8 protein-coding genes are annotated in these 8,240 nt (G+C 69.3%); all 8 read right to left on the bottom strand.

Features of this window, described 5'->3' with window-relative positions:
* Nucleotides 1–545 precede the first annotated feature (545 nt).
* Nucleotides 546–1,001 (bottom strand): DUF2550 domain-containing protein, encoded by a 456-nt coding sequence (locus ACNAVT_RS09325; protein ID WP_416294687.1) that lies wholly within the window; start codon nt 999–1,001, stop codon nt 546–548.
* A 12-nt stretch (nt 1,002–1,013) separates the two neighbouring features.
* The gene (locus ACNAVT_RS09320) at nt 1,014–1,292 is read right to left on the bottom strand and encodes a F0F1 ATP synthase subunit epsilon (RefSeq protein ID WP_416294686.1); all 279 of its coding nucleotides are present in this window, start codon (nt 1,290–1,292) and stop codon (nt 1,014–1,016) included.
* Between the two features lie 117 nt (nt 1,293–1,409).
* Nucleotides 1,410–2,552 carry an LCP family protein gene (locus ACNAVT_RS09315; protein WP_416294684.1) on the bottom strand — a complete coding sequence of 381 codons (1,143 nt, stop codon included), beginning with the start codon at nt 2,550–2,552 and terminating at the stop codon, nt 1,410–1,412.
* A gap of 213 nt (nt 2,553–2,765) precedes the next feature.
* Complete coding sequence (atpD, locus tag ACNAVT_RS09310; RefSeq protein ID WP_416294682.1) at nt 2,766–4,202, bottom strand: F0F1 ATP synthase subunit beta; 1,437 nt, start codon at nt 4,200–4,202, stop codon at nt 2,766–2,768.
* On the bottom strand, nt 4,202–5,140 hold the full coding sequence (locus tag ACNAVT_RS09305) for a F0F1 ATP synthase subunit gamma (protein ID WP_416294680.1): 939 nt from the start codon (nt 5,138–5,140) through the stop codon (nt 4,202–4,204). The genes atpD and ACNAVT_RS09305 overlap by 1 nt, the downstream gene beginning before the upstream one ends.
* Before the next feature lie 2 nt (nt 5,141–5,142).
* Nucleotides 5,143–6,795 carry a F0F1 ATP synthase subunit alpha gene (gene atpA / locus ACNAVT_RS09300; RefSeq protein ID WP_416294678.1) on the bottom strand — a complete coding sequence of 551 codons (1,653 nt, stop codon included), beginning with the start codon at nt 6,793–6,795 and terminating at the stop codon, nt 5,143–5,145.
* Nucleotides 6,796–6,881: 86 nt separating this feature from the next.
* Nucleotides 6,882–7,703 carry a F0F1 ATP synthase subunit delta gene (locus tag ACNAVT_RS09295; protein WP_416294677.1) on the bottom strand — a complete coding sequence of 274 codons (822 nt, stop codon included), beginning with the start codon at nt 7,701–7,703 and terminating at the stop codon, nt 6,882–6,884.
* Complete coding sequence (locus ACNAVT_RS09290) at nt 7,703–8,233, bottom strand: F0F1 ATP synthase subunit B (RefSeq protein WP_416294675.1); 531 nt, start codon at nt 8,231–8,233, stop codon at nt 7,703–7,705. The genes ACNAVT_RS09295 and ACNAVT_RS09290 overlap by 1 nt, the downstream gene beginning before the upstream one ends.
* Between the last annotated feature and the right edge of the window lie 7 nt (nt 8,234–8,240).

Genomic DNA, 8,240 nt, shown 5'->3' with positions numbered 1-8,240 from the left:
TCGTGCACCCGTGTTCAACCACCCCCGGCCGCCCGCCATTCCGGGGCCCGGATGCCGCCGGTCACACCCGAAAACCGGACGTCTGACCCCAGCCCGGCCCACCGCCACCGGGCAAGATCCGGGCAACATCGGGGAAACAGCTGCCTCCCGACACGCGGAGACCCCAACTTCACTGAAAGTGCGGCCTCACCCAGCACGCCGCGGAGGGTGCCGAACCAGGGCGATTCCCCGGGCTGTGCGGAGCACGACTTCGCCCAGGCGTGGCCTCACGCAGACGAGCCCATCGAGACGCCGAGCATGAAACGCCGCTCACGCGACGTACCCCAGACGTGGCCCACACACCCGGCGCGCCCGGACCGCAGCCGACCACGACGCGGGTGTGCCCCGCCGTGACCGGCGCAGGGATCAAGCCTGACCGCCCGAAGCCGGACACGGCGGGCCACACCCCCACCGCAACCACCAACGAACAACGGGCTATCCGAAACCGCAACCACCGACGAAGGCCGCAACCAACGACGAGCCAGCGGGACGCACCCAGGGACGGCTCAGGCGGCAGGCCAGTCCTGAGAGGCCAGACGCGGCGAGGCCGCCCCGGGCGGGGCGGCCTCGAGCCACGACAGAAAGCCGGTCACCGTGGACCGCGCCATAGCGATCTCGACTGGCGCGTGGTGACTGGTACAGCGCAGAATCACCCAGTCGGCCGGCATGGAGAGCCGCTCCTGCCCCTCGGGCAGCCGACGGCGCTCCACGGCGAGCCCCTTGCGGGAGAGCACCCGCTTGGGCCGCACGGCGAAGCTGAACATGCGGTACCAGCGGAGTTCGTCGCCGACGAAGCGGCCGAAGCCGGGTGACCAGCCTCGGCCGTCGAGAATCGTGGAGACCCGGACACTGAGCCGGATGATGCCTCCGCTGCGGGTGAACAAGGCCCGCCGGACGAAGAGGATCAGTAGCGCGGCGAACACGACCGCGACGCCGATTCCGATCCCTTCCACGATCTCCATCGGCGGGTCGGCTCAGCGCGCCGGAGTGGCCGGGGTGGCGCTCTCGGCGAGGACTGTGACGCCGTCGCCGGTCACCGACAGGAAGCCGCCGGCGATGTCGTACGCGAGCTGCTGTCCGCCGGACTGCTTGATGCGTACCTGGCTGGGCTCGGCGAGCTGGCCCAGCATGGGCGCGTGCCCGGGCAGCACACCCAGCTCACCCTCGGTCGTCCGGGCGACGACCATCTCGGCCTCTCCGGACCAGACCTTCTCCTCGACGGCTACGAGCTCGACGTGAAGCTGCTGTGCCACGCTGTCTCCTTGCTGCGGCGGCGGATTGCCGAAAGTCTAGTCGCGGCCCCGAGCACCACCCAACGCGGGTGGCGAGACCTGCGCCACGGTCACGGCAGCGGGCCGCTGGCGCTCAGGCTAGCTGTTCTTCTGCTTGAAGTCGGGGTGCTCCAGCATGAACGCGTCGAGTTGTTCGGTGCGCAGCGCGGCGAAGAAGTCGTCGGCCGCCGGCAGCAGCCTCTCCCCCTTGTACGCCGAGCCGCTGCCGATACTCGCGCCGGGCAGCTTGATCATCTCGATCGAGTCGGACCGGATGCCCTTCAGCGCCAGCGCGAAGTCGACCACGCTGTTACCGCGGCCGTTGAAGATCAGCGACTCCCCGGCGGCGCGGAGCACCCGGTCCAGCTTGACCGGGTTGGTCACCACGTCGGCGCTGAACGCCTGGCTCACCATCGCCTTGATGAACTGCTGCTGGTGGCGCTGCCGGCCGTAGTCGGAGTCCGGCACGCCGTTGTGCGGGTAGCGCTGGCGCACATAGTCCAGCGCCTGCCAGCCCTTGAGGTGGGCATTGCCCTTCTTGTACTCGGCCTGCGGGCCGAGGTAGCCGCCGCCGCCCGGCTTCAACTCGCGCATTGTGCCGTCGGGCTTGCGGTGCTCCGACGTCACGTCCCGCTCGATGTACATGTCGACGCCGCCCATCGCGTCGACGATCTTCTTGAAGCCGGCGAAGTTGATGATCGCTCCGGCGTCGAAGCGCTCGATCCCGGTGACCTGCTGCACGGTCTTGGCGAGCAGCTCGAAGCCGCGCGCGGGGTCCGGGTTCTGCCCGGGCACCACGCTGCCGAACGACATCGCGGCGTTCAACTTGTCGGTCTTTCCCGAGAAGTTCGCCTTGGGGAACTTCGGAATGTCGACCCGCAGGTCGCGCGGCAGCGAGAAGAGGTAGCCCCGGTCCAGGCTGGCCGGCACGTGCAGGATCATGATCGAGTCAGAGAGCGGCCGATCCTCCGGCTTACGGGGATCGATGCCGACCAGCAGGATGTTGAGCGGGCCCTTGATGTCGCTCTTCTTCTCCGTGGCGCCGGCCGCCTGGTCGCCGAAGAGGTCTTCCTTGCGCACCGCACCCTCGTAGCGGGCCACCAGCGCGTTGTAGCCGATCAGCACGGCCCCGCTGAGCACCATGAGGACCACGCCGAAGATGGTGCAGACCCTGGCCCAACGCGGTACGCCCCGCCAGATGGACCGCTTGCCGCCGCCCCTGCCGGACTTACCCACGAGCATCTCCAATCGTCACGCCCACGACTGGTAGACGGGCGCACGGGACCACTTCGTTGCAAGAGATCAACACGTCTGGGTGAAGTCGTGTCACGAACGGTACCGCGTGTTCGGCCGAACCGCTTGCCGACGGACCGGGCATCTGGTAGCGACAGGGCCCGAACAGGCGGAGGCCGCCCCGACGAACGTCGGGACGGCCTCCGGGGAGGGTGAGGGGTCTCAGCCCTCCATCAGCTCCTTGGCCTTGTGCTCCAGGTCCTCCAGACCGCCGCACATGAAGAAGGCCTGCTCGGGGAAGTGGTCGTACTCGCCCTCGCTGATCTTCTTGAACGCCTCGATGGTCTCCTTGATCGGGACCGTCGAGCCCGGCACGCCGGTGAACTGCTCGGCCGCGTAGGTGTTCTGCGACAGGAAGCGCTCGATCCGGCGAGCCCGCTGGACCGTGATCTTGTCTTCCTCGGAGAGCTCCTCGATACCGAGGATGGCGATGATGTCCTGCAGGTCCTTGTAGCGCTGCAGGATCCGCTTCACCTCGGTGGCGACCTGGAAGTGCTCCTGGCCGACGAACTCCGGGGCGAGGATCCGGGACGAGGACGCCAGCGGGTCCACGGCCGGGTAGATGCCCTTGTCGGAGATCGACCGCTCCAGGTTGGTGGTCGCGTCCAGGTGGGCGAACGTGGTGGCCGGCGCCGGGTCGGTGTAGTCGTCGGCGGGCACGTAGATCGCCTGCATCGAGGTGATGGCCTGACCCCGGACGGAGGTGATCCGCTCCTGGAGCTCGCCCATCTCGTCGGCCAGGGTCGGCTGGTAACCCACGGCGCTCGGCATGCGGCCGAGCAGGGTGGAGACCTCGGAACCGGCCTGGGTGAAGCGGAAGATGTTGTCGATGAAGAGCAGCACCTCCTGCTTCTGCACGTCGCGGAAGTACTCCGCCATGGTCAGCGCGGACAGGGCGACCCGCAGCCGGGTGCCCGGCGGCTCGTCCATCTGGCCGTAGACCAGCGCGGTCTTGTCGATGACGCCGGACTCGGTCATCTCGGCGATGAGGTCGTTGCCCTCACGGGTGCGCTCACCCACGCCGGCGAAGACCGACGTACCACCGAAGTTGCGGGCAACGCGGGTGATCATCTCCTGGATGAGCACCGTCTTGCCCACGCCGGCGCCGCCGAACAGGCCGATCTTGCCGCCCTTGACGTACGGGGCGAGCAGGTCGATGACCTTGATGCCGGTCTCCAGCATCTCGGTCTTCGGCTCCAGGTCCGCGAAGGCCGGGGCCTTGCGGTGGATACCCCAGTGGTCGTCGGGGTTGAGAGTCTCGCCCTCGGTGAGGTTGAGGCACTCGCCGATGGCGTTGAACACGTGGCCCTTGACCGCGTCGCCCACCGGCACGCTGATCGGCGAGCCGGTGTCGCGCACCTCGGCGCCGCGAACCAGGCCGTCGGTCGGCTGCATCGAGATGGCGCGGACCAGGTTGTCACCCAGGTGCTGGGCGACCTCCAGGGTCAGCGTCTTCTCGCCGCCGGACAGGGTCACGTCGACGTGCAGGGCGTTGAACAGGTCCGGCATGCCGTCGCGCGGGAACTCGGCGTCGACGACCGGGCCGATGACCCGGACCACGCGACCGGTGGCCGTCTTGGTCTCTACTGGGGCAGTCATCACACTTCACTTCCCGACGCGGCCAGCGCGTTGGCGCCGCCGACGATCTCGCTGATCTCCTGGGTGATCCCGGCCTGGCGGGCCGAGTTCATCTCACGCGTGTACTTGTCGATCATCTCTTCGGCGTTGTCGGTGGCGCTCTTCATCGCCCGCCGCCGGGCCGCCGACTCGCTGGCCGCCGACTCCAACAACGCCGCGTAGATCCGCGTGTTGATGTACTTCGGCAGCAGCGCGTCGAGCAGCGCCTCCGCCTCCGGCTCGAAGTCGTACGCCGGGAGCAGGCCCTGGGGGGCCTCCGACCGCGGGCGCTCGTCGACCTGCATCGGGCCGATGATCCGGGTCACCGGCGTCTGCGTCATCAGCGACTTGAACTCGGTGTAGACGATGTGCAGCTCGTCGATGCCGAGGACGCCGTCCGCGCCGGGGCCGCCGTCCAGGTCGTCCGCGCCGGCGGTGAACGCCTTGATCAGCGTCTCGCCGACCTCGCGGGCGTCGGAGAACGCCGGCTGCTCGGAGAAGCCGGTCCAGCTCGACTCGATGTCCCGGTTACGGAACCGGTAGAACGTCACGCCCTTGCGGCCGATGACGTACAGCACCGGCTCCTTGCCGTCGGCCCGCAGCCGCGCGATCAGCGACTCCGCGGTCCTGATCGCGTTGGAGCTGTAGCCACCGGCCAGGCCACGGTCGCTGGTGATCAGCAGGACACCCGCCCGCCGCACCCGCTCACGCGGGGTGAGCAGCGGGTGGTCGATCCGCGCGTTGGACGCCAGCGCCGTGAGCACCCCGGTGATGGCCCGGGCGTACGGCAGGGACGCCTCCACCCGGGCCTGGGCCTTGGCGATCCGGCTCGTCGCGACGAGCTCCATCGCCTTGGTGATCTTCTTCATCGACTTCGCCGAGCGGATCCGTTGACGAAGAACGCGTACCTGGGCGGCCATCGTCAGCTCTCAACCGGGCGGTCGGTCGAGCCGTCGCGGAAGCGGGTCACCGTCTCGCGGGTCTCCTCGCCCTCCAGCGCCTTGGCCGGGGCCTCGTTGATCCGCACCTCGTCCTCCTTGCCGAGGAAGAGCTGCTTGAACTCGGTGATGGCCGAGTCCAGCGAGGCGATGATGTCGTCGTCCCACTTGTTGTCGGCGATCGCGGCCAGGACGCCCTCGTGCTTGTGCCGGAGGTACTGCAGGAACTCCGCCTCGAAGCGCTTGATCTCGCCGACCGGGATGTCGTCCAGCTTGCCCTCGGTGCCGGCCCAGACCGAGACGACCTGCTCCTGCACCGGGAACGGCGCGTAGTTCGACTGCTTGAGCAGCTCGACCAGGCGGGAGCCGCGCTCCAGCTGGGCGCGGGAGGCCTTGTCCAGGTCGGAGGCGAAGGCGGCGAACGCCTCCAGCTCGCGGAACTGGGCCAGGTTGAGCCGAAGCGAACCGGCGACCTTCTTCATCGGCTTCACCTGCGCGGCGCCACCGACCCGGGACACCGAGGTGCCGACGTTGATGGCCGGCCGGACGCCCTGGTTGAACAGGTCGGTCTCCAGGAAGATCTGGCCGTCGGTGATGGAGATGACGTTGGTCGGGATGAACGCCGAGATGTCGTTCGCCTTGGTCTCGATGATCGGCAGACCGGTCATCGAGCCGCCGCCCAGCTCGTCGGAGAGCTTGGCGCAGCGCTCCAGCAGCCGGGAGTGCAGGTAGAAGACGTCACCCGGGTACGCCTCGCGGCCCGGCGGGCGGCGCAGCAGCAGCGACACGGCCCGGTACGCCTCGGCCTGCTTGCTCAGGTCGTCGAAGACGATCAGGACGTGCTTGCCGCCGTACATCCAGTGCTGGCCGATGGACGAGCCGGTGTACGGGGCGAGGTACTTGAAGCCGGCCGGGTCGGAGGCCGGGGAGGCGACGATGGTGGTGTATTCCATCGCGCCCGCCGCCTCCAGCGTCCCCTTGATGGAGGCGATGGTGGAGGCCTTCTGGCCGACGGCGACGTAGATGCAGCGGACCTGCTTCTTCGGGTCGCCGGAGCGCCAGTTCTCCCGCTGGTTGAGGATGGTGTCCAGGGCGACCGTGGTCTTGCCGGTCTTCCGGTCACCGATGATCAGCTGGCGCTGACCACGGCCGATCGGGGTCATGGCGTCGACGGCCTTGAGACCGGTCTGCAGCGGCTCGTCGACCGACTTGCGGGACATCACGTTCGGAGCCTGGAGCTCCAGCTCGCGGTAGCCCTCGTTCGGGATGTCGCCGAGGCCGTCGATCGGCTGGCCGAGCGCGTTGACCACGCGGCCGAGGAAGGCGTCGCCGACCGGGACGGAGAGCACCCGGCCGGTGCGCTTGACGCGCTGCCCCTCCTCGATGCCGCCGAAGTCACCGAGGACGACGACACCGATCTCCCGGACGTCGAGGTTCAGCGCCACGCCGAGCGTGCCGTCCTCGAACTCCAGGAGCTCGTTGGTCATGGTCGAGGGCAGACCCTCGACGTGGGCGATGCCGTCGCCGGCGTCGGCGACGGTGCCGACCTCCTCACGGGAGACGTCGGCCGTGTAGGAGGAGACGTAGCGCTCGAGAGCGCCGCGGATCTCCTCCGTCGAGATGGTCAGCTCGGCCATCCTCTGCTTCCTTCAAGTATCAGGGGCCCGGGATACCTAGTACCGACCGGTCCGATGGCGTCGAATCAGGGCTGCGGAGACGCTGGTCAGCGCTTCGCGAGCGCGTTACGGGTCTCGTTGAGGCGGCGCAGGACGGTGCCGTCGTACAGGTCGGAGCCGACCCGCACGCTCACCCCACCGAGCACCTCCGGGTTGACCGTCTGCTTGACGGAAACCTCTCGACCGTACATCGCGGAGAGGCGCGCACCCAGGCGTCGCTCCTCCTCGTCACTCAGCGGGGCCGCCACGGTCACGTACGCAACCTGACGGTCCCGCCGATCGGCGGCCAGCTCGACCAGCCGGGTGAGCGCGCCGCTGAACGCGCGCCCCCCGAACCCGACGAGGGCCACCTCGACGAGCCGGACGGTGACCGGACGGGCCTTGCCGGCGAGCAGCTCGCGGGCCAGGCCGGCCCGCTGCTCGGCCGGGGCGATCGGGTCGGAGAGCGCGTTGGACAGCGCCGACTGGCCGGAGACGACCTGACCGAAGCGGAACAGCTCGTCCTCGACCTCGCCGAGCTCACCGGCCTTGTCGGCGCTCGCCAGGAGCGCCTCGACGCCGAGCCGCTCGGTGCCGTCGAGCAGTTCCGACGGTGCCGACCAGCGGCCGGAGGTCAGCGAGCCGAGCAGGTCGAGCGCCTCGGCGCCGACCTTGCCGGACAGGATGCCCGTGAGCAGCCCGGTGCGGTCGTCACCCGAGCGGGCCGGGTCCGACAGCGCCCGGCGCAGCCGCGGCTCGCGCCGCAGCAGGGCGGCGACGGAGAGGACGTCGTCGGCGGTGGAGGCCACCGCCGACGGCTCCGCGCCGCGGACGTACGCGTCGAGGCGCTCGGCCGCGACCTTGTACGACTCCCGGCTGGCGGCCTGCATCAGCGGGCCCCCGTGCTCTCGAGACCGCTCAGGAACCGGTCGACGGTGCCCTTGCGACGCGCCTCGTCGGCGAGCGACTCACCGACGATCTTGCTGGCCAGGTCCACCGCGATCGAGCCGACCTCGGTACGCAGCTCACGCACGATGGTGGCCCGCTCGGCGGAGAGCTGCTCCTTGCCGGCCGCGATGATCCGGTCGGACTCCTCCCGTGCCTTGGCGAGGATGTCCTGGCGGATGCCCTCGGCGTCGGCCCGGGCGTCGTCACGGATCTTGGCGGCGTCGGTACGCGCCTCCGCGAGCTGGGCCCGGTACTGCTCGAGCAGCTGGTTGGCCTCGGCCTGCGCGGCCTCGGCGCGCTTGATGCCGCCCTCGATCGCGTCGACCCGGGCCTGGAACGTCTGCTCCATGCGCGGGAAGACGAACTTCATCAGCACGAAGCAGAGCACGATGAAGGCGATGCCACCGACCACGATCTCCTGCCAGAGCGGCAGGATCGGGTTGTGTTCAGCACCCGCGGCGAGGAAGTTCATGTAAGAC

Source organism: Micromonospora sp. SL4-19 (assembly GCF_047921475.1).
GTDB lineage: Bacteria > Actinomycetota > Actinomycetes > Mycobacteriales > Micromonosporaceae > Micromonospora.
The sequence above is the reverse complement of the archived record's forward strand: the minus strand, read 5'-3'. Positions and strand labels throughout refer to the sequence as shown.

Bases quoted from the DNA above. Each gene is read 5' to 3' on its own strand.
- ACNAVT_RS09295 (WP_416294677.1), bottom strand. From the start codon at position 7,703: ATGCAGGCCGCCAGCCGGGAGTCGTACAAGGTCGCGGCCGAGCGCCTC.
- ACNAVT_RS09290 (WP_416294675.1), bottom strand. From the start codon at position 8,233: ATGAACTTCCTCGCCGCGGGTGCTGAACACAACCCGATCCTGCCGCTC.
- ACNAVT_RS09325 (WP_416294687.1), bottom strand. From the start codon at position 1,001: ATGGAGATCGTGGAAGGGATCGGAATCGGCGTCGCGGTCGTGTTCGCC.
- atpD (WP_416294682.1), bottom strand. From the start codon at position 4,202: ATGACTGCCCCAGTAGAGACCAAGACGGCCACCGGTCGCGTGGTCCGG.
- atpA (WP_416294678.1), bottom strand. From the start codon at position 6,795: ATGGCCGAGCTGACCATCTCGACGGAGGAGATCCGCGGCGCTCTCGAG.
- ACNAVT_RS09305 (WP_416294680.1), bottom strand. From the start codon at position 5,140: ATGGCCGCCCAGGTACGCGTTCTTCGTCAACGGATCCGCTCGGCGAAG.
- ACNAVT_RS09315 (WP_416294684.1), bottom strand. From the start codon at position 2,552: ATGCTCGTGGGTAAGTCCGGCAGGGGCGGCGGCAAGCGGTCCATCTGG.